The organism is Streptomyces sp. SM10 (assembly GCF_002910915.1).
Taxonomy (GTDB): Bacteria; Actinomycetota; Actinomycetes; order Streptomycetales; family Streptomycetaceae; genus Streptomyces.
The window spans coordinates 1-19,420 of the sequence record NZ_NEUF01000064.1; the positions used below are offsets into that span (position 1 = coordinate 1).

Here is a 19,420-nt window from a genome sequence, read left to right on the forward strand (position 1 = left end):
CCCTCAGCAGATCCCGTGCGCCGGACGCCCCGGGCGCCACCTGGGGAGAGCCCACCCGCCCGGGGCGCGGTCGTACGTACGGCCCCGGGTTCCGGCCGCAGGGGCCCATGCCCACCCGTCATCCGGGCGGCGGGACACTCCCGTCCCGTCGCCCGGATGACGCGGCGGTGGTCAGACGGCGACCTTCTCGTCATCGAGCGACGCCCGGATCTGCTCACGCATCTCCGGGCTGTCCGTGTGCTCGTGGACCGAGACCGCGTGTTCGGCGGCGGCCCGGACGACTTCGTCCTCCTCGCCGGAAATGGTGAGCGAGCAGTTCGAGACGCTCGGATACTTACGGCAGTCGGCGATCTTCCGTGTCATGACGGCCTCCTCGGCGTACGAGTGCAGGCACTTCAAGGGTAGATCCGAACGGCCGCGGGGACAGGCCGGGAAGGCTCCCGGTCAGCTCTCCTGGACCGGCTGGTGCGCCGCCTGCCGGGCCGCCAGGGAGCCGTTGAACCGGGTCAGCAGGGCGCAGAACGTGTCACGCTCCTCCTCGCTCCAGCCGTCGGTCACCTGGGACATCAGCTCGCGCCGCGAGGCACGGACCTCCTCCAGGCGGGCCTGGCCGCGCGGCGACAGCTGCAGCACGACGGCGCGCCCGTCCTCCGGGTGCGAGGTGCGCTTCACCAGACCGGTGTCGACGAGCGGGGCGACCTGCCGGGTCACGGTCGAGGAGTCGATCCCCATGCCCGCGGCCAGCGCCTTGACGCCCATGGGGCCTTCCACGTCGAGCCGGTTGAGCAGCAGATAGGCCGCCCGGTCCATCGAGTTGCGGACCTGGCCGACACCGCCGAGGCGTGTCTGCTCGGCACGGCGGGCGAAGACGGCCACCTGGTGCTGGAGAGCGTCGAGCAGGTGGTCCGTTCCCGGATGTCCGGGGGTCGCGCCCCCGGAAGGAGACGCAGCAGTCGTCATGTCCTGAGGGGGCATGGCCGGGGGCTCTCTTCGTGCGGTGTCGGATGGGTGGGGGACAGAGTACGCGGCCCCGGGGCAACGTGTACCAGCGCTGCACAAACCCGTGGACACCACCGCAGGCCGCCATGAGATGCGACGGCCCCGACCGCTCCGAGCTGCAAGACTTGCGGTCATGACCTTCCGTACGTCAGGCCCCTTTCCGCCGCTGATCCTCGACGACGTCCGAGGCGCGCAGAAGATGCTCTCCGGGGTCGCTCGGACGACCGGGATGGAGGGCAGCCGCCACCTCAGCTCCCTCGTCGGCGCCCCGGTCCACCTCAAGTGCGAGAACCTCCAGCGCACCGGTTCCTTCAAGCTGCGCGGCGCCTACGTGCGGATCGCCGGCCTCACCCCCGTCGAGCGGGCGTCCGGCGTGGTGGCCGCGAGCGCCGGAAACCATGCGCAGGGTGTAGCACTCGCCTCCTCGCTGCTCGGCGTACGCTCCACGGTCTTCATGCCCGTCGGCGCGCCCCTGCCGAAGGTCGCGGCGACCCGCGACTACGGCGCGGAGGTCCGGCTGCACGGCCACGTCGTCGACGAGACGCTCGCCGCCGCCCAGGAGTACGCCGAGGAGACCGGGGCCGTCTTCATCCACCCCTTCGACCACCCGGACATCATCGCGGGCCAGGGCACCGTGGGGCTGGAGATCCTCGAGCAGTGCCCGGAGGTCCGCACGATCCTCGTCGGCATCGGCGGGGGCGGCCTCGCCGCGGGGATCGCCGTCGCCGTCAAGGCGCTGCGCCCCGACGTCCGGATCGTCGGCGTCCAGGCGGCGGGCGCCGCCGCCTTCCCGCCCTCGCTGTCCGCCGGCTACCCGGTGGCGCTCGACGCCGTGCAGACCATGGCCGACGGCATCAAGGTGGGACGCCCCGGAGACCTCACGTTCCCGCTGGTCCAGGAGCTGGTGGACGAGGTCCGCACGGTCTCCGAGGACGAGCTGTCCAGCGCCCTGCTGCTCTGCCTGGAGCGGGCGAAGATGGTCGTCGAACCCGCTGGGGCGAGCCCGGTCGCGGCACTGCTCAGCGATCCGAAGGCGTTCCGGGGGCCCGTCGTCGCCGTGCTGTCGGGCGGCAACGTCGACCCCCTGCTGATGCAGCGCATCCTGACGCACGGCATGGTCGCGGCGGGCCGCTACCTGAGCCTGCGGCTCCGGCTCACCGACCGTCCGGGGGCGCTGGCCGCGCTCCTCGCCACCCTGACCGTCGCCGACGCCAACGTGCTCGACATCCAGCACGTACGGACCGACCCCCGGCTCGGGCTCACCGAGGCGGAGGTGGAGCTCCATCTGGAGACCAAGGGCCCCGAGCACTGCGAGGAGGTCGCCTCCGCCCTGCGGGCCGCGGGCTATCTGGTGAGGATCTGAGGGCGGGAGCCCCCGGAAAAACCTGTTGTGGGCCGCGCGGCGCCGTCCTACTGTGCATCGCCGAACATTCCGGTGTTCCCGGTTCGCAACGGCCGGGGACTCTACGATCCGCTCAGGAATTCACGCGAAGCAACTGGGGGAATCCCGTATGCCAGGCGCCATTTACGCCGAAGGCCTGGTGAAGACCTTCGGCGATGTACGAGCACTGGACGGCGTCGACCTCGACGTACCCGAAGGCACCGTCCTCGGGCTGCTGGGGCCCAACGGTGCCGGCAAGACCACCGCGGTACGCGTCCTGACCACCCTCCTCCAGCCGGACAGCGGGCGGGCCGTCGTGGCGGGCGTCGACGTACTGAAGAACCCCGACGCGGTCCGCCGTTCGATCGGCCTCTCCGGCCAGTTCGCGGCCGTCGACGAATACCTCACGGGCCGAGAGAACCTCCAGATGGTCGGGCAGCTCTACCAGATGAGCGGACGCGACGCGAAGAAGCGGGCCGGGGAGCTCCTGGAGAAGTTCAACCTCGCCGACGCCGCCGACCGCACCGCGAAGACGTACTCCGGAGGCATGCGCCGGCGCCTCGACCTGGCGGCGGCGCTCGTCGTCTCGCCACCGGTGATGTTCATGGACGAGCCCACCACCGGGCTGGACCCGCGGAACCGGCAGCAGCTGTGGGAGGTCATCGAGGAACTCGTCGCGGGCGGTACGACGCTGCTGCTGACCACGCAGTATCTGGAGGAGGCCGACCACCTCGCCCATGACATCTGCGTCATCGACCACGGCAGGGTCATCGCCCGTGGTACGTCCGACGAGCTCAAGGCCCGTACGGGCGGTGAGCGCGTCGAGGTCGTGGTGCACCAGTCCGACCAGATCGGGCCCGCCCGCTCGGTGCTCGCCACGTACGGCAAGGGCGAGATCTCCGTCGCCGAGCACACCCGCAAGCTGACCGTCCCGGTCACCGGCGGGGCGAAACTGCTCGCGGAGGTGATCCGGGACCTCGACACCCACGGCGTGGAGATCGACGACATCGGCCTGCGCCGCCCCACCCTCGACGACGTCTTCATCTCGCTCACCGGCCACGCGGCCGAGCTGGAGAGGAACGGCGAGAACGCTTCGACCGAGGCCGCAGAGGGCCGGAAGGAGGACGGGCAGTGAGTGCCGTCACGGACACACCGAAACCGACACCGTTCAAGTCCCGAGGGGCGATCGGCCGGTCGGTGGCCGACTCCCTGGTCCTCGCCCGCCGGAACCTGATCCGGATGAGCCGGATCCCGGAGATGGTCCTCTTCGGGCTCATCCAGCCGGTCATGTTCGTCGTGCTGTTCAGCTACGTCTTCGGCGGGTCACTCGTCGTCGGCGGCTCGACCAGCGCCGCCGGCTACCGCGAGTTCCTCATGGCGGGCATCTTCGCGCAGACGGTCACCTTCGCCACGGCCGGCGCGGGTGCCGGAATCGCGGACGACATGCACAAAGGGCTCATCGACCGGTTCCGTTCGCTGCCCATGGCACGCGGTGCGGTGCTCACCGGACGTACGCTCGCCGACCTCGTCCAGACCACGCTCACCGTCATCGTGCTCACGATCGTCGCGCTGCTCGTCGGCTGGCGCGTCCACGAGGGCATCCCGAAGGCTCTGGGGGCCTTCGCCCTGCTGCTGCTCCTCGGCTACGCGTTCTCCTGGATCGGCGCACTGATCGGCCTGTCCGTACGAACCCCGGAAGCGGCCACCTCGGGCGGTCTCATCTGGCTGTTCCCGGTCACGTTCATCTCGAACGCCTTCGTGCCCACCGAGAACATGGCGGGCTGGCTCCAGCCCATCGCCGAGTGGAACCCGTTCAGTGCGACCGTCCAGGCGTGCCGCGAGCTGTTCGGGAACCCCGGCGTCTCCCCGTCGGACGCCTGGCCGATGCAGCATCCCGTAGGGGCCTCGGTCATCTGGTCGGTGGTGATCATCGCCGTCTTCCGCACGCTGGCGGTCCGCAAGTACCGCCAGGCGGCCGCCTGACGGCGGCTCACGCCGCGCCGTGTGCCTTCCCGAGTCCCCGACAGGCGTGTCCCGTAAGGGACTCGGGCCGGGCTGCCCCGGGTGTTTCGCACGGTCGATCCTGTGGTGAAGTCGACCGGCCGGAACCGGACATCACCTCACGCCCGGATGTACTGGTCGGCCCAGGCGCTGATGATGTGGGCGGCTCGCTGCGCCTGTCCTCGTGCGGTCAGGAAATGGTCTGCTTCCTCGAGCGCGACGAAGCTTCGCGGGTGCCGTGCCTCGCGGAAGATCTCTCCGGCGTTGGCGATGTCGACGGTGGAGTCGGTGGGCGAGTGCATGACGAGGAGCGGCAGGTTCAACTCGCTGATCAGATCGCGCAGGTGAGCCCGGCGGACGTCCTCGACGAAGGCGCGCTTGAGGACCAGGGTCCGCCCGCCGACGAACCACTCGTGCGCCCCGTCGCTGAGGACGCGGTCCATGACCGCGTCGTACTGGCGCTCGACGTGGCTGGGGTCGACGGGCGCCCCGATGGTGGCGAGCGCGCGGAGGCCGGTTGCCTCGGCCGCTGCGGCGAGGACCGCCGCGCCTCCCCACGAGTGCCCCACCAGCAGTTCCACCGGAGTGCCCCGCTCCGCCATCAGGGCCATCGCGCGGAGCGTGTCCTGGACCTTGATGGTGAAGGAACCGTCCCCCCAGTCGCCGTCGGAGTCGGCGATCCCGAGGTTGTCGTAGCGCAGCATCCCGATCCCCTCGCGCGCCAGCTGCTTGCTGACGCGCGAGGCGGCGGGTGAGTCCTTGCCGAGGGTGAATCCGTGCACGAAGAGTCCCCAGCCCCGGATCTCGCCCTCGGGATGGTCGATCACTCCGGCCAGTTCAGGGCCGACAGTGCTTTGGAATCTCACTTTTTCGGACATTTGTGCTCGCCTAGGGTCTTTCGTTCGGATCAGGCAGGGTGATACCGACGGGTCAGACGACCGGCTTCTGCTCGGAGGCCGGGTCCGTGGTGAGCAGCGCGGTGAGCTCCTCGGCGAGATGCGGGCCGAGCTCACCCCAGCCGTTCTTGTAGCCGTAGACGCTGAGCAGGGTGCGGGCGTCGTAGTCGCCGTTCATTATCTCCACGTCGGTGGCTGTGATGAGTGCCGGGTGGGCGACGCCGACGGCCGCCGAGATCTTCATCAGCTCCCTGCGCAGGGTGCGCAGATAGGCAGCCGCCCGGGCGGCCTTCGAGGCCGGGTCGATGCCGCGGGCCAGCCTGGGGTTCTGGGTGGCGATGCCGGTGGGGCACTTGTCGGTGTGGCACTTCTGCGCCTGGATGCAGCCGATCGACAGCATCGCCTCACGTGCCACGTTGATCATGTCGGCACCCAGGGCGAAGGCGACCGCGGCATTCTCGGGCAGGCCGAGCTTGCCGGAGGCGATGAAGGTCAGGTCGTCGGTCAGCCCCAGCTCGGCGAAGGTGCCGTAGACCCGGGAGAAACCCATCCGGAACGGCAGGGACACCGAGTCGGCGAAGGTCAGCGGCGCCGCCCCGGTGCCGCCCTCGCCGCCGTCGACGGTCACGAAGTCGACACCACGGTCACCACGCGCCATAAGCTGGGCGAGCTCCTGCCAGAAGTCCATCTCGCCGACCGCGCTCTTGACCCCGACCGGCAGACCGGTCTCGGTGGCGATCAGTTCGACGAGGTCGAGCATCGAGTCGACGTCGCTGAACGCGGTGTGCCGCGAGGGCGAGGCGCAGTCCTGGCCGAGCGGGATACCGCGGATCCCGGCGATCTCCGGGGTCACCTTCGAGCCCGGCAGCATCCCGCCCAGCCCTGGCTTGGCGCCCTGGGAGAGTTTGATCTCTATCGCCTTGACCGGGGCGTCGGCGACGACATCCTTGAGCTTGTCGATGCTGAAGGTGCCGTCCTCGTTGCGGCAGCCGAAGTACGCCGTACCGATCTGCAGGACGAGGTCGCCGCCGTTGCGGTGGTACGGCGAGAGGCCGCCCTCTCCGGTGTTCTGCAGCGTGCCCGCCAGCGCCGCCCCCTTGTTGAGCGCCGTGACCGCCGCACCGGAGAGCGATCCGAAGCTCATCGCCGAGATGTTCACCACGCTCGCCGGCCGGAACGCCCGGGCGCGCCCACGCGGCCCGCCCAGCACCTTGGCCGAAGGCAGCGGGGCCTGCGGGTCGTGCACGTCGGGCAGCGCACCGGCGAACGTGCGCTGCTTCAGGTACGCGTGCCCCTGCATGTGCTCGACGTCGTTGTCGGTTCCGAACCCGAAGTAGTTGTTCTCCTCCTTCGCCGACGCGTAGATCCACGTGCGCTGGTCGCGGCTGAACGGGCGCTCCTCGTCGTTGGAGGTCACGATGTACTGCCGCAGTTCCGGCCCGATCGTCTCCAGCAGGTAGCGGGCGTGCCCGATCACCGGGAAGTTCCGGAGCAGTGCGTGCTTCTTCTGGACGAGGTCGCGGGCCGCCACCAGCGCTACTGCTGTCGCGGTGGCCGCTGCGATGCTCCGGGCGCGCATGAACGTTCCTCTCCTCGATGCTCGGCTCTCTGTCGCCGCGCGTTGGACGTGGTGTCAGGCGTTGGGCGGCGGGCACGACCAAGCGGGCGTCAGCGTCCGTCGTAGAACACGGTTTCTCATACTAGGAGCCCGCTCGGACCGGCCTGTGACCAGGCTTGCCAACGGGGGCTTGCCGGTTCACGGCGTCGGTGTGTGCGGGCCGGCGCAGGCCTCCGCCTCCACCAGGTAGCGCGCCACCGGGCCCAGGGTCAGCATCCCGCTCGCGGCGCCGGCGTCTTCCGCACGGGCGTCGCGCAGGGCGGCCGCCGCCCGTGCGGCGGTCCCGCGCTCGCCGAGGCGGGCGGCTGCGTGGGCGGTCAGGCACCACAGCGCCTCCTGCATGTGGTCACGCGGGGGGTCGGGCACCGCGGCGAGGGCCGCACGGGCCTCCTCGGCCCGGCCCTGGGCGAGCAGCACGAGAGGGCGCGCCCAGGGTCCGTAAGGGCCCCAGTCGAGGTGCGGGTCGGTGGGCGCGGGCCGGTCGTGCAGCAGGCGCAGCCCCAGGATGGCGAGCGGGAGGAGACCGCGGTGCAGCCCCGGCATTCCGGCCGTCCGGAGGGCGTCCTCCGCAGCGCGGTAGTGCGCCGCGGCCTCGGCGGCGGTCGGTCCACCGGGTTCGGCACTGCGGGCGGCCGTGGCCCGGGCGCGGAACCACCTGGTGAGGACGGGGACGAGGGGCGCCTCGGTCGTGGCGGCGAGCTGTTCGGCCGCGTCGGCGTGCGAGAGCGCGGCGTCGAGGTCGCCGAGGGCCGAGGCGGACTGCAGGCGTACGAGCCGGCCGAGCACGGCGAAGTCCGGCAGCGCGTGGCGGGTGGCCAGGCCGAGGATCTCGGCGCCGGTCCTGTCCCGTACGAGGGCGAGACCGGGGTTGGAGAAGGACTGCAGGAACACTCCGTTGAGGGCGAACGCCAGCAGGGCGGGATCGGCCTGCTCCCGTGCCAGCGTCTCGGCCCGCCGCGCCGCCTGATGGGCGCGCTCCAGCGCGGCCCGGGACAGATCCGCGCTGCGGCTCTCGACGGCGACCGTGGCCAGGAGGCGGGCGACCAGGTCGGCGGGGCCGTCGGGGCCGAGCGCGGCGAGCGTCCGCTCGGCAGCCGCGACGACGGCGCGGGACTGCTCGGGGTCGTCGGCCCGGCTCCAGATGGCGGGCACGTCGTAGGCGCCGATGATCCGGGCCGTCAGGGTGAGGTCCCCGGTCCGTTCCGCCGCCCGGACGGCGGCGAGACGGTCGCGCCGGGAGTGGACGAGGGCCTCGCCGCCCGCCAGCGCGAGGGTGCGGGCCAGATCCACGGTGGTGCGCGGGCCGAGCCGGACCCCGTGGCCGGTCCACGGGGCAGGCGCGGCTCCCAGGGGCTCGTACCCGTTGAGGATGTCCGCCTCCAGCCGCCGGAGGCCGGCGCCGGGGTCGAGCCCCAGCTGACCGACGAGCATGGCGCGGGCGCGACGGAGGGTGGCGAGCGCGTCGGCCTGGCGGCCCGCCCGGTGGAGCGCCCGGGCGAGCAGTCCCCAGGCCGGCTCGCGCCACGGATGTTCGGCGACATGGGCGCCCAGTCCGGCGACGAGAGCGGCCCCCTCCCCGGAGTCGAGGAGGATGTGGGCACGCAGTTCCACCCCCTCGAGCCTCAGCTCCTCCAGCCGGGTCCGTTCGCGCTGTGCCCATACGGAGCCCGTCACGTCGGCGTAGGCGGGGCCTCGCCAGGCCGCGAGTGCCGTGCCGAGGTCGGTCACCGCGTCGGGGTTGTGCCGGGCGCGGGCCAGGGTGTCCTCGAACCGGTGGACGTCCACGTCCTCGCGCGGCAGGCGCAGCGCGTAGCCGGGGCCCTCGGTGACGAGGACGCGCGGGGGATCGCGGGGCGGCCGGTCGGGTTCGACGGCGCGGCGCAGCGCGGCGACGAACGTACGCAGAGCGCCCACGGCGCGGGCCGGCGGGTCGGTCCACAGGTCGTCGACCAAGGTGTCGGTGGTGACCATCCGTCCCTCGGCGGCCACGAGCCGGGCGAGCACCTCACGATGGCGGGGCCCGCCCAGGCCGACCGGGCTCCCGTCGTCGTGGGAGGCCCGCACGGCACCGAGCGCGTCGATTCGCATGCACCCATCCTCCGTGCCGGGGGCGGCCGCGCCCAACCGTACTGATCGGCTGCTGATCGCCGTCGCCCACGCTGGTCCGGTCAGCCCCCGACCCGACAGGACGGTCCCTCATGACGCTCACCCTTCGCGGCTTCGACGACATCCGCCTCCCCGGTGCGGACGGGGTGGAGCTGGCTGCCTCTGTCGGCGGCAGCGGCACCCCGGTCGTGCTGATGCACGGCTTCCCCCAGACCCGCCTGATGTGGCGGCACGTCGCCGAGCGGCTCGCCGAAGAGCACACGGTCATCTGTCCCGACCTGCGGGGCTACGGCGCCAGCGACAAACCGGAGGCCACCGGCCCCGACGTCTACGCCAAGCGCACCATGGCCGCCGACGTCGTCGCCCTGGCGGCGGCGCTCGGCCACGAGCGCTTCGCTCTCGTCGGCCACGACCGGGGCGCGCTGGTCGCCTTCCGGGCGGGGCTGGACCACCCGGAGACCGTCACGCACCTGGGCATCCTCGATGTCGTGCCGACGCCCGACATGTGGAACGTCCTGCACGGCGTCCCGGCGGCGGTCGGCTACCACCTCTTCCTCATGGCGCAGCCGCCCGGACTGCCGGAGACGATGATCGCCAACAGCGCGGACGCGTTCTTCGGCTCGTTCCTCGACGCCTGGGCCGCCGACCCGGTCGCCATGCCGGAGGAGGTGCGTGCCGAGTACCTGCGGGCGAGCGGGGCGGCGGTGACGTCGATCGTCGCCGACTACCGGGCCTCCGCGGGCATCGACGTCGCACACGACCAGGCGGACCTGGACGCCGGGTCGCAGCTGGCCATGCCCGTGACGGTCATCCAGCAGGACTGGGGCGCGCAGCTGGGGTTCGACGCCGCCGGAGTGTGGAAGGCCTGGGCGCCGGACCTGGAGCACCGGCTGACCAGGGCGGGGCACTTCATGGCCGAGGAGGCTCCCGACGAGATCGCGGCGGCGATCCGGGACCTGCTGGCCCGCTGAGCCCGCGAGCCCGGCCTGATCCGGACGTGGGGCCGTGGCCCGCCGGCCCCGGGCACGACGGAGCCCCGGCCGCACTCGCGGCCGGGGCTCCGTACGTGTGTGGGGGGTCAGCCCTGGTACGGCTTGGCCGAGACGATCTTCACCGTGGCCTTCTTGCCGTTCGGGAGCTCGTACTCCGCGTCGTCGCCCACCCGCTTGCCGTTCACGCCCGTGCCGAGCGGGGACTGCGGGGAGTAGGTCTCGATGTCCGTGCTGGCGTACTCGCGGGAGGCGAGCAGGAAGGTCACCGTGTCGTCCGGGTCGCCGTCGAAGGCGATGGTCACGACCATGCCGGGCTCGACCACGCCGTCGTCGGCGGGGGCCTCGCCGACCTTCGCGTGCTCCAGAAGCTGGGTCAGCTGACGGACCCGGAGCTCCATCTTGCCCTGCTCCTCCTTGGCCGCGTGGTATCCGCCGTTCTCGCGGAGGTCACCCTCCTCGCGGGCCGCCGCGATCTTGACGGAGATCTCCGTGCGCGCGGGACCAGACAGGTACTCCAGCTCCGCCTTCAGCTGGTTGTACGCCTCCGGCGTGAGCCAGGTGACGTTATCGCTGGTCTGGGTCACAGGGTGCTCCTCGTCGGTGCTGGGAATACAAAGCAACGCCCTACCCCCAGCATGCGCTGCCACGGGTGGGCGAAACAACGAGCCTAACAATTCCGCGCGAAAAGGGGGAGAAGGTAAACCGTCACACGCGCGTTCGCGCAGGTCGGCGCGGGAGCGCGGGCATCAGGGGCGGCGCGCGCCCCGCACGTCAGCGGTCCGCCGCGCACCCCTTCAGTTCCACCGCGGTCGCCCTGGAGGTGGTGCGCAGGGAGACGACCTCGTCGATCCGCTCGGAGCGCTCGTCGAACCGGAAGTCCGCCCGGCCGACCTCGCCGCCCTCCTCGCTCAGCGCGCGGAGCGTGCAGTGCCCGTCGACGTCCCGGTCCTTGCGGACCTCGAGGTGGGCCTCGGCCCGGTCGTCCGAGACGATCTTCGACTTGATGAGTTCGGCGCTGACGTCCTGGCCGGCCACGTAGTCGTAGCCGAACCAGCCGATCATGGCCAGGAAGGCGACACCCAGTACGGAGCCGACGATCTTCAGCGTGCGGCCCGCGCGCTCGTCCCGCGACCGGCCGTAGCGCCCCTCGGGCAAGGCCTCGCGCACCGCTGCCATGATCGTTCCTCCTGTGCCGGGGATCGAGGAATTTTCCACCCCCCGGTTCAGTCACTATAGAAGCCGACCACTGCGACCGATCACTGAGGACCGAGTCTTGACCGAGCAGCTGAGACTGATGGCCGTACACGCCCACCCCGACGACGAGTCGAGCAAGGGCGCGGCCACCATGGCCAAGTACGTGTCCGAGGGGGTGGACGTCCTGGTCGTCACCTGCACAGGGGGCGAACGGGGATCCATCCTCAACCCGAAGCTCCAGGGGGACGCGTACATCGAGGCGAACATCCACGAGGTGCGCAAGAAGGAGATGGACGAGGCCCGGGAGATCCTCGGCGTCAAGCAGGAGTGGCTGGGCTTCGTCGACTCGGGTCTGCCCGAGGGTGACCCGCTGCCGCCGCTGCCCGAGGGCTGCTTCGCGCTGGAGGACGACGAGACGGCGGCGGGGCGTCTCGTCGCGAAGATCCGGGCGTTCCGGCCGCAGGTGATCACCACCTACGACGAGAACGGCGGGTACCCGCACCCCGACCACATCAAGACCCACACGATCTCCATGATCGCGTTCGAGGGTGCCGGGGACACCGAGAGGTTCCCCGAGGCGGAGTTCGGGCCGGCCTTCCAGCCGCAGAAGCTCTACTACAACCAGGGCTTCAACAAGCCGCGCACGGTCGCCCTGCACGAAGGGCTCCTCGCCCGCGGGCTGGAGTCCCCGTACGGCGACTGGCTGGAGCGCTGGAAGGAGTTCGAGCGCGCCGAACGCACGCTGACCACGCACATCCCGTGCGACGACTTCTTCGAGATCCGCGACAAGGCGCTGATCGCGCACGCCACGCAGATCGATCCGGACGGGGGCTGGTTCCGGGTCCCGATGGACGTCCAGCGGGAGATCTGGCCGACCGAGGAGTACGAGCTGGCCAAGTCCCTGGTCGATACCTCCCTCCCCGAGAGCGACCTCTTCGCGGGCATCCGCGACAATGCCTGATATGTACGCGACCCAGGCACTGACGCAGCTCGTTCCGCTCGCCGCCGACGAGCTCGACAAGAACAAGGTGACCCCCGGCGTTCTCGGCTTCCTCGTCTTCGCGGCGCTCGCCGTCGGGGTGTGGTTCCTGATGAAGTCGATGAACCGCCACATGGGCAAGGTCGACTTCGAGGAGGCACCCGACCCGGCGGCGGTGCCCGCGGGCACCGAGGGGAAGGCCGAGGCCGCCGCCTCGGGCAGCACGAAGAAGGCGACCGCCTCCGGCCAGGGCTGACGCGCCGGGACGGGCTGCCGCAGGGCGGGCCCTTCCCGCCCGGCGCCCGCCTCCGCGGTCGGGGGCGTACGCCGGTCCCGCCGGCCTGCCCGCCTGCGCGGTCAGGGCCGTACGCCGACCGGCACCCCCATCACCTCGCGGGCGTGCCGGGACGGCGTCAGGCCGAGCCGCCAGGCCTGCCACCCGTCGTCCAGGTCGACCCCGCGGTTCAGGACCACCCGGAAGGCCTCCGCGCAGTCCTCCAGCTTCGCGTCCCGCAGCGGATGGGCGGCGTCCAGCAGGTCCGCGAGCTCCTGATGGGCCACCGCGGTGCCCACCTCGCTGCCGCCCGGTGAGGCGTACGGCAGCAGGGTGCACCGCAGGAACGCGGCCCAGTCACCGCCCCGGACGTCGCCGTACGAGGCGAACAGGGTGATCGCCTCGCCGCACAGCTCCAGCGCCTGCGCCGCGCGGTTGTTGCCGCCGTCGACCAGCGCCAGCTCCAGGCAGGTCCACGCCTCGCCGTGGGCCACCCCGATGCGCCGGAAGTCCGCCCGTGCGTCCACCAGGAGCTGACGGGCGAAGCCGGAGTTGCGCAGGTTGCCCGTCTGCGCGGCCCGCTGGTCGCGGGTGACGCGCCCCGAGTGGTGGCGGGCGCACGCCAGCCCGTAGACGTCCCGCATCCGGGAGAACATCGTGCGGGCCCGCTCCAGCTCGCGTACGGCCTGGTCGGTGTCGCCGTCCTCCTCCAGCGCCTGACCCAGGTAGTACCGCGTCCAGGCCTCGCCCCGCGCGTCCTCGTTGCCCCGGTGCCGGGCGAGCGCCCCGCGCAGCTGTTCCACCGCCGGTGCCGTGCTGCCGACGTCTCCGTCCATCAGCCGGGCGCGGGCCAGCTGCGTCAGGGCCCAGGCCTCCCCGCGCTCGTCCCGGGTGCGGCCGTACAGGTCCAGCGCCGTGGACAGCTCCTCCTCGGCCCGGGCGACCTCTCCCATCCGCAGGCAGACCTGGCCGAGCTGGAAGTGCGTCCAGGCCTCGCCGTGCAGCGACTCGCCCTCGCGGTGCAGCGCCAGCGCGGTGTCCAGCAGCGTCAGGGCCTCGGCCAGATGGGCCCGGTCACGCTCGACGGCGGCCAGGGCGTGCAGGGACCAGGCGCGGTCCTCGGCCTGCTCCGGCGATTCCTGGAGGGCGAGTGCCTCCCGCAGTCGCGCCGAGGCCTCACTCAGATTGCCCTGGTGGTGCAGGGTGATACCGAGGGAGCAGAGTGCGAGGGCGGCGCCCGCGTCGTTCTGCGCCTCGCGGTAGAGACCGACGACGGACGACAGCGTCGTGCGGGCCTTGTCGAGCTCACCGAGCTGCCGGGCCGCGATACCCGTACGCCACTGGACCGACCGCTCCAGGAGGCCCTGGTCGACCGCCTGCGTCAGCTCGCTGATCTCGCCGAGCCGGTACAGGTCGCCGCGCAGCAGGCAGTAGTCGCACAGGGCGCCCAGCAGGTGGAGCACCGCACCCTGGTCGACGCCCTCCGTGTGCCGCAACGCCGAGGTGATGAAGCTCGACTCGTCGTCCAGCCAGCGCAGGGCCGCGTCCAGCGAGCCGAAGCCGTGCGAGCCGAACTGCCCGGCGCGGGTGGACATCTTGCCGTCCACCATGCGGATCACCGCGTCGGCGAGCTCCGCGTAGTTCTGGATGAGGCGTTCCTGGGCGGCCGTACGGTCCGCCGCGGGCTCCTCGTCCAGCAGCCGCGCCAGGGCGAAGTCCCGCACGAGGTCGTGCAGCCGGTAGCGCGAGCCCCGCACATGGACCAGGAGCCCGGCCCGGGCCAGCGACTGCAGGAGGCGGCCCGCCTCCTGCTCGTCGGAGGAGAGCAGCGACGCGGCGGCCGCCGCCCCGAGGCTGGCGCGTCCGGCCAGTGCGAGCCGCCGCAGCAGCCGGCGGGCCGCCTCGGACTGGTCGGTGTAGCGCAGCCACAGCGCCCGCTCCACGGGGGCGACCGGACCGTACGCCCCGAGGGCCTCGGCCAGCTCCGACCTGGTGCGCGCGCCGAGCGCGGAGCCCGCGATGCGCAGGGCGAGCGGCAGCCCGCCGCACAGTTCGGTGACGGTGTCGGTCGAGGAGTGGTCGTAGGGGCCCGCCTCCTCGTCCTCGGCGGAGTCGCGCAGCAGCTCCTCGGCGCCCGCGGCGCCCAGGCCGCCGACGGACAGGTGGTGGACCCGGGCCGGGATGTCGCCGGGCAGGTCGAGAGGCTCGCGGGACGTGACCAGGACCAGACTGTCGGAGCGTTCGGGCACGAGCGTGCGGACCTGGGCGGCATCGGTGGCGTCGTCCAGGACGACCGTGACGGGCGTACCCGTCAGGTGCTGGTGGTAGAGCTCGCCCAGCCGCCGCACCTGCTGGTCGGCGGAGGAGCGCTCCCGGAAGAGCAGCTGTTCGCGCGGTGCGCCCAGCCGGTTGAGCAGGTGGAGCAGGGCGTCCCGGGTCGGCAGCGGGGTCTCTCCGGCGACACCGCCGCGCAGGTCGACCACACAGGCCCCGCGGAACTGGTCCTTGAGGGCGTGCGCCGCCCGCACGGCGAGCGTGGTGCGCCCGGAGCCCGGGGCGCCGTGCAGGACGACGACGGTCGGCCTGGTCTCGGTCGCGGCACGGGCCGCCTGCACCCATTGGGCGATCTGGGCCAGTTCGGCGCGGCGCCCCGCGAACGGGCCCTCCAAGGAAGGCAGATGGCCGAAGGACTGGTCGAGCAGCGAGCGGGTGCGGGCGGCCGCGCTGCGGTCGCCGCCGCGCAGCTGCGCCACCACCGACGCGCCCGCCTTCTTCGGCGGGCGGGCCGAGGCCGTCAGCACGCGCTGCTGGTCGAGGAACGGGCGGATGCCCCGGACCTCCAGGGCCGTCAGCCATGCCAGCCGCAGCTGTTCGGGGCCTCCGGGCTGGTTCCGTTCGCCGGCCCTGCGGTGCGCCGCTGGCCAGTGCGAGGCGGTCACCCGGGCCACCGTCGCGGTCGTCCCGGCGACGGCGACGACCGCGCCCGCACCCAGGGCGAGACCCGTCGCCGTGCCGAGCGCGAGGTCCGCGCCGAAGGCCGCCGCGGCCGCGACCCCCGTCACCAGCAGCGGTGTTCCCAGGGCTGCTCTGCTGAAGCGCGCCGACAGCGGTTGCTGACCTGCCCCCGCGGCGTCCAGCGACCGGGTGTAGGCGGCGTACTCCTCGGCCGCGCCCGCGGCCATGGTGTCGAGCGCGCCCCGCGCCCGCGCCAGCAGCGCGCCGGAGTCCGTCCGGCCGCCCCTCCGCCGCACCTCCTCCTCCACGGCGCGTACCAACAGCCTTTCGGCTTCGGCCCGATGACTGTCCCGCATGCGTCCCCCCAGATTCCAGCGACTGCGACCCGGCCGGCCGTCACAGGCATCCAGTGTCCTGCCTGCGGCCCGTCGGCGCGAGGGAGCGATGCGCTCCCCGGCGGCGCTCCGGCCCGCCTGTCCGCCAGGTGCCGGGGCGGGTCATGGCGTCGGTCAGGTGCCGGGGTGCGTCATGGCGTCGATCGCGATGGCGGCCGCCAGGATCGTGGCGTGGTCGGTGGTGTCGGCGACATCGAGCCCGTAGGTGTCGCGCAGCCGGAACCACTTCTTGGAGACCTCGGCGACCTTGATGCCACCGCGTTCGACGGTGTACTCGTGGTCGAGGACGCTGCCACGCACCCTCAGGTCCTCCCCGCTGTTCCGCTTGATCCTCCAGCGGTCCCGGACGGGGCCGACCAGCGCCTGCTTGACCAGGGCGATCCGGTTCCCGGCCGCGTCCTCGATCTCCATCGAGTCCTTGATGCGCACGGGGCGGCTCTGCACGCGGGCCACCCGGTTCCCCTGGCGGTCCTCGATGGACCAGGTCCGGCGCAGCCGCAGCACCTTCCCGTTGACCTTGTACACATGCTCGCCGGAGGCGTCGTCCACCCAGTAGTCGTCCCCGAAGGAGACCGCCTTCTGCCGCATGCGGTAGCGGGTGACGCCTTCGCCGTGGTCGAAGGCGCGGTTGGCCTGGCGGCGAGCCCGTCGGTCGTCGAACATCATGAGCGTCCTCCTCTTCGGACCGACGGGCCGGCGGGCCCGGATCCTCTGATCCGTCGTCGTGTGCGGTGCGGATCCAGTCAACGCGCGCGAGCCGTGTGCGGCGACCGGGGCTCACCTGTTCGGACGCGTCACCTCCGGCCTGCCGCGCCGGAGCGCCGGGGGACATGCAGGCGATATGCTGCTATAGGTGCGAATATCCATCTATGACTTCCGCCGCACACGCCGCGCACCCCTCCGTCACGCAGCAGCAGACGGAGCTCCGGGAGCGCCTCCCGTTCTCCGACACCCAGGACTTCGACGACGCGACGCGCGGGCTGATCGCCCGTCGCGTCCCGGGCGCGGTCACCGCCGAGGACGGCACGGTCGTCTGGGACAACGACACCTACGCCTTCCTCGAGGGCGACGCCCCCGACACCGTGAACCCGAGCCTGTGGCGCCAGTCCCGACTCGTGGCGGAACAGGGTCTGTTCGAGGTGGTCGAGGGCATCTACCAGGTGCGCGGACTCGACCTGTCGAACGTGACGTTCGTCGAGGGCGCCACCGGTGTCCTCGTCATCGACCCGCTGATCTCCACGGAGACCGCCGCCGCGGCGCTGGCGCTCTACCGGGAGCACCGCGGCGAGCGCCCGGTCACCGGCGTCCTCTACACCCACTCGCACGCCGACCACTTCGGCGGCGTCAAGGGCGTCACCACCCAGGAGGACGTCGACGCCGGGCGCGTACCCGTCATCGCACCGGAGGGCTTCACCGAGCACGCGGTGGCCGAGAACGTCTACGCGGGCACCGCTATGGCCCGGCGCGCCGCCTACATGTACGGGGCGGCGCTCGCCCGGGGGCCGCGGGGTTCGGTGGGCGCCGGGCTCGGCCAGACGACCTCGACCGGCACCGTCACCCTGATCCCGCCGACGCTGTTCATCACCGAGACGGGACAGGAGGAGACCGTCGACGGCATCCGCATGGTCTTCCAGATGGCCCCGAACACCGAGGCGCCCGCCGAACTCCTCATCCACTTCCCCGACCTCAGAGCGCTGTGCACCGCCGAGGACGCCACGCACACCATGCACAACCTGCTGACCCTGCGGGGCGCCGTGGTCCGTGACCCGCATGCCTGGTCGCAGGCTCTGACCGAGTCGGTCGACCTGTTCGGCACCTCGACCGACGTGGCGTTCGCCTCGCACCACTGGCCGACCTGGGGTCAGGAACGCGTCGTCGCCTTCCTCGAGATCCAGCGCGACCTGTACGGCTACCTCCACGACCAGTCCCTGCGCCTCATCAACAAGGGCTGGACCGGCAGCGAGATCGCCGAGCACCTGGAACTGCCGCCCGCGCTCGAGAGCGCCTGGAGCACCCACGGCTACTACGGTTCCGTCAGCCACAACCTCAAGGCCGTCTACCAGCGCTACATGGGCTGGTTCGACGGCAACCCCGCTCACCTGTGGCAACACCCCCCGACCGAGGCCGGCAAGCGCTACGTCGAATTCATGGGCGGCGCCGACGCGGTCGTCGGCAAGGCGCGCGGTTCGTACGAGGAGGGCGACTTCCGGTGGGCGGCCGAGGTGCTCAGCCACGTCGTGTTCGCCGAGCCCGGCCACGCGGCGGCGCGTGCGCTGCTCGCCGACGTGCTCGAACAGCTCGGCTACGGCGCGGAGAACGGCACCTGGCGCAACTTCTACCTCTCCGGCGCCGTCGAACTGCGCGACGGCCGGTTCGGCACCCCCACGGTCGCCGCCTCCCCCGACATCGTCGCGAACCTCACCCCGACGATGCTGTTCGACGCGATCGCCATCCAGATCGACGGCCCCAGGGCCTGGGACGAGAAGCTCACCTTCGACGTCCACCTCACCGACGCCGACGAGCGCTACCGTCTGCGTCTGCGCAACGGCGTGCTCAGCTACACCGCCGCACCGCAGCGGACGCCCGCCGACGCCACCCTCACCTGCACGGTCCCGGCGCTCTCCGCACTGGCCGCCACCGGGCTCACCCCGGAGGGCCTCGACCGGGCGGGTGTCCGGGTCGAGGGCGACGCGTCGGCGCTCCAGCGGCTCACCTCCGTCCTCGACCCCGGCGACCAGGACTTCCCCGTCGTCACCCCCTGACGAGCCGGCGGCCCGACGCGCCGGCGCCCCGCAGACGCGAGAAGGGGATGGCTGCCCTGGCGTACCGGTCCACCTTCACGACCCGGGCGCCGGGTTCGCCGCCGCTCCGGGTGGGCGCCCCGGGGGCCGGACTCCGCCCCCCGTGAGTCCGTCCCCGACGCCACCCGTCGGTGCGCGAGGATCGGCGCATGCCCAACCGACTTGCGCAGACCGTGTCCCCGTACCTCCTCCAGCACGCCGACGATCCCGTCGACTGGTGGCCGTGGTCGCCCGACGCGTTCGAGGAAGCCAGAAGGCGGAACGTCCCGGTGCTGCTCAGCGTCGGCTACGCCTCGTGCCACTGAGCCTTTTCCAAGCTGGCGGCGTTGACCACGAGCTGGACGGTCCTGCGTAACGACGAAGCTCCTGGTAGATGGGTTCTCGACCAAGATCACCCGTGTCCGCCAGGAGCTTCGTGTGCTTGTCTACCCGTCGTCGATCGATCTGTCCACCCGCACCCTGCGGTTCCTGACCGGGCAACTGACAGCCAGGCGGAGGGAGATCGGCACGCGGTGGCGGCGGCTTCCCGCAGCGCGACAGGCTCTGCTGGCCCTGGCCCACCTGCGGTGCGGTGACACCTACGCACAGCTCGCGGCCGGTTTCGGCATCGGGATCGCGACCGCCTTCCGCTACATACGCGAGGCCGTCGACACCCTGGCCACCCTCGCCCCGTCCCTGGCCGAGGCGATCAAGGCGATCCGGGCGAAGGCGTTCGTCATCCTCGACGGCACCCTGCTGCCGATCGACCGGATCGCCGCCGACACCCCGTACTACTCCGGGAAACACAAGCGCCACGGCATGAACGTCCAGGTCCTCACCGACCCGTTCG

General features: G+C 72.0%; 17 protein-coding genes and 1 pseudogene. 9 read left to right on the forward strand and 9 right to left on the reverse strand.

What is annotated here, in order from left to right; all coding sequences use genetic code 11:
• Nucleotides 1-171 precede the first annotated feature (171 nt).
• Entirely contained in the window at nucleotides 172-363 is a 192-nt protein-coding gene (locus B9S57_RS08535; protein ID WP_103514943.1) for a DUF1059 domain-containing protein, read from the reverse strand.
• Nucleotides 364-444: 81 nt separating this feature from the next.
• Entirely contained in the window at nucleotides 445-975 is a 531-nt protein-coding gene (locus B9S57_RS08540; RefSeq protein WP_103514930.1) for a MarR family winged helix-turn-helix transcriptional regulator, read from the reverse strand.
• 157 nt (nucleotides 976-1,132) lie between these two features.
• On the opposite strand from B9S57_RS08540, the gene ilvA reads away from it, so the two are divergent.
• The 3 genes from ilvA (at nucleotide 1,133) to B9S57_RS08555 (ending at nucleotide 4,363) form a co-directional block, all read left to right on the forward strand.
• Nucleotides 1,133-2,362 (forward strand): threonine ammonia-lyase, encoded by a 1,230-nt coding sequence (gene ilvA / locus B9S57_RS08545; RefSeq protein WP_103514931.1) that lies wholly within the window; start codon nucleotides 1,133-1,135, stop codon nucleotides 2,360-2,362.
• A gap of 148 nt (nucleotides 2,363-2,510) precedes the next feature.
• Nucleotides 2,511-3,515, forward strand: a complete 1,005-nt coding sequence (locus B9S57_RS08550) for an ATP-binding cassette domain-containing protein (RefSeq protein ID WP_103514932.1) — start codon at nucleotides 2,511-2,513, stop codon at nucleotides 3,513-3,515.
• Complete coding sequence (locus tag B9S57_RS08555) at nucleotides 3,512-4,363, forward strand: ABC transporter permease (RefSeq protein ID WP_103514933.1); 852 nt, start codon at nucleotides 3,512-3,514, stop codon at nucleotides 4,361-4,363. The genes B9S57_RS08550 and B9S57_RS08555 overlap by 4 nt, the downstream gene beginning before the upstream one ends.
• Nucleotides 4,364-4,500: 137 nt before the next feature.
• On the opposite strand, the gene B9S57_RS08560 is transcribed toward B9S57_RS08555, so the two are convergent.
• From B9S57_RS08560 to B9S57_RS08570, 3 genes are all read right to left on the reverse strand, one after another.
• Nucleotides 4,501-5,208, reverse strand: coding sequence for a S9 family peptidase (locus B9S57_RS08560; protein WP_258036293.1), 708 nt, complete (start codon nucleotides 5,206-5,208; stop codon nucleotides 4,501-4,503).
• A 103-nt stretch (nucleotides 5,209-5,311) separates the two neighbouring features.
• Nucleotides 5,312-6,856 (reverse strand): FMN-binding glutamate synthase family protein, encoded by a 1,545-nt coding sequence (locus B9S57_RS08565; RefSeq protein ID WP_103514935.1) that lies wholly within the window; start codon nucleotides 6,854-6,856, stop codon nucleotides 5,312-5,314.
• Nucleotides 6,857-7,033: 177 nt separating this feature from the next.
• The gene (locus B9S57_RS08570; protein WP_103514936.1) at nucleotides 7,034-8,983 is read right to left on the reverse strand and encodes an AfsR/SARP family transcriptional regulator; all 1,950 of its coding nucleotides are present in this window, start codon (nucleotides 8,981-8,983) and stop codon (nucleotides 7,034-7,036) included.
• A gap of 110 nt (nucleotides 8,984-9,093) precedes the next feature.
• Here B9S57_RS08570 and B9S57_RS08575 point away from each other — a divergent pair, with 110 nt between their 5' ends.
• A complete protein-coding gene (locus B9S57_RS08575) occupies nucleotides 9,094-9,972 on the forward strand; it encodes an alpha/beta fold hydrolase (RefSeq protein ID WP_103514937.1) in 879 nt (292 codons plus the stop codon).
• 107 nt (nucleotides 9,973-10,079) lie between these two features.
• Here B9S57_RS08575 and greA read toward each other — a convergent pair whose 3' ends face one another.
• Entirely contained in the window at nucleotides 10,080-10,577 is a 498-nt protein-coding gene (greA, locus tag B9S57_RS08580) for a transcription elongation factor GreA (RefSeq protein ID WP_033297886.1), read from the reverse strand.
• A gap of 187 nt (nucleotides 10,578-10,764) precedes the next feature.
• On the reverse strand, nucleotides 10,765-11,169 hold the full coding sequence (locus tag B9S57_RS08585) for a DUF4307 domain-containing protein (RefSeq protein ID WP_103514938.1): 405 nt from the start codon (nucleotides 11,167-11,169) through the stop codon (nucleotides 10,765-10,767).
• Between the two features lie 97 nt (nucleotides 11,170-11,266).
• On the opposite strand from B9S57_RS08585, the gene mca reads away from it, so the two are divergent.
• Nucleotides 11,267-12,148, forward strand: a complete 882-nt coding sequence (gene mca, locus B9S57_RS08590; RefSeq protein WP_103514939.1) for a mycothiol conjugate amidase Mca — start codon at nucleotides 11,267-11,269, stop codon at nucleotides 12,146-12,148.
• A gap of 1 nt (nucleotide 12,149) precedes the next feature.
• Complete coding sequence (locus B9S57_RS08595; protein ID WP_103514940.1) at nucleotides 12,150-12,422, forward strand: hypothetical protein; 273 nt, start codon at nucleotides 12,150-12,152, stop codon at nucleotides 12,420-12,422.
• Between the two features lie 101 nt (nucleotides 12,423-12,523).
• Here the strand turns inward: B9S57_RS08595 and B9S57_RS08600 are convergent, their stop codons facing one another.
• Both B9S57_RS08600 and B9S57_RS08605 read right to left on the reverse strand, forming a co-directional pair.
• Nucleotides 12,524-15,751 (reverse strand): tetratricopeptide repeat protein, encoded by a 3,228-nt coding sequence (locus tag B9S57_RS08600; protein ID WP_103514941.1) that lies wholly within the window; start codon nucleotides 15,749-15,751, stop codon nucleotides 12,524-12,526.
• 153 nt (nucleotides 15,752-15,904) lie between these two features.
• The gene (locus B9S57_RS08605) at nucleotides 15,905-16,456 is read right to left on the reverse strand and encodes an LURP-one-related/scramblase family protein (protein ID WP_258036294.1); all 552 of its coding nucleotides are present in this window, start codon (nucleotides 16,454-16,456) and stop codon (nucleotides 15,905-15,907) included.
• Between the two features lie 203 nt (nucleotides 16,457-16,659).
• On the opposite strand from B9S57_RS08605, the gene B9S57_RS08610 reads away from it, so the two are divergent.
• The 3 genes and pseudogenes from B9S57_RS08610 to B9S57_RS08620 form a co-directional block, all read left to right on the forward strand.
• Nucleotides 16,660-18,552 (forward strand): alkyl/aryl-sulfatase, encoded by a 1,893-nt coding sequence (locus B9S57_RS08610; RefSeq protein WP_103514942.1) that lies wholly within the window; start codon nucleotides 16,660-16,662, stop codon nucleotides 18,550-18,552.
• A 188-nt stretch (nucleotides 18,553-18,740) separates the two neighbouring features.
• A pseudogene (locus tag B9S57_RS08615) lies at nucleotides 18,741-18,893 on the forward strand (DUF255 domain-containing protein); the annotation flags it as partial.
• A 115-nt stretch (nucleotides 18,894-19,008) separates the two neighbouring features.
• The coding region (locus B9S57_RS08620) for a transposase family protein (RefSeq protein WP_181011272.1) at nucleotides 19,009-19,420 on the forward strand (412 nt) is incomplete at its 3' end.

Bases quoted from the DNA above. Each gene is read 5' to 3' on its own strand.
- B9S57_RS08585 (WP_103514938.1), bottom strand. From the start codon at position 11,169: ATGGCAGCGGTGCGCGAGGCCTTGCCCGAGGGGCGCTACGGCCGGTCG.
- B9S57_RS08600 (WP_103514941.1), bottom strand. From the start codon at position 15,751: ATGCGGGACAGTCATCGGGCCGAAGCCGAAAGGCTGTTGGTACGCGCC.
- ilvA (WP_103514931.1), top strand. From the start codon at position 1,133: ATGACCTTCCGTACGTCAGGCCCCTTTCCGCCGCTGATCCTCGACGAC.
- B9S57_RS08595 (WP_103514940.1), top strand. From the start codon at position 12,150: ATGTACGCGACCCAGGCACTGACGCAGCTCGTTCCGCTCGCCGCCGAC.
- B9S57_RS08570 (WP_103514936.1), bottom strand. From the start codon at position 8,983: ATGCGAATCGACGCGCTCGGTGCCGTGCGGGCCTCCCACGACGACGGG.
- B9S57_RS08535 (WP_103514943.1), bottom strand. From the start codon at position 363: ATGACACGGAAGATCGCCGACTGCCGTAAGTATCCGAGCGTCTCGAAC.
- B9S57_RS08565 (WP_103514935.1), bottom strand. From the start codon at position 6,856: ATGCGCGCCCGGAGCATCGCAGCGGCCACCGCGACAGCAGTAGCGCTG.
- B9S57_RS08575 (WP_103514937.1), top strand. From the start codon at position 9,094: ATGACGCTCACCCTTCGCGGCTTCGACGACATCCGCCTCCCCGGTGCG.
- B9S57_RS08550 (WP_103514932.1), top strand. From the start codon at position 2,511: ATGCCAGGCGCCATTTACGCCGAAGGCCTGGTGAAGACCTTCGGCGAT.
- B9S57_RS08610 (WP_103514942.1), top strand. From the start codon at position 16,660: ATGACTTCCGCCGCACACGCCGCGCACCCCTCCGTCACGCAGCAGCAG.
- B9S57_RS08540 (WP_103514930.1), bottom strand. From the start codon at position 975: ATGCCCCCTCAGGACATGACGACTGCTGCGTCTCCTTCCGGGGGCGCG.
- B9S57_RS08605 (WP_258036294.1), bottom strand. From the start codon at position 16,456: ATGATGTTCGACGACCGACGGGCTCGCCGCCAGGCCAACCGCGCCTTC.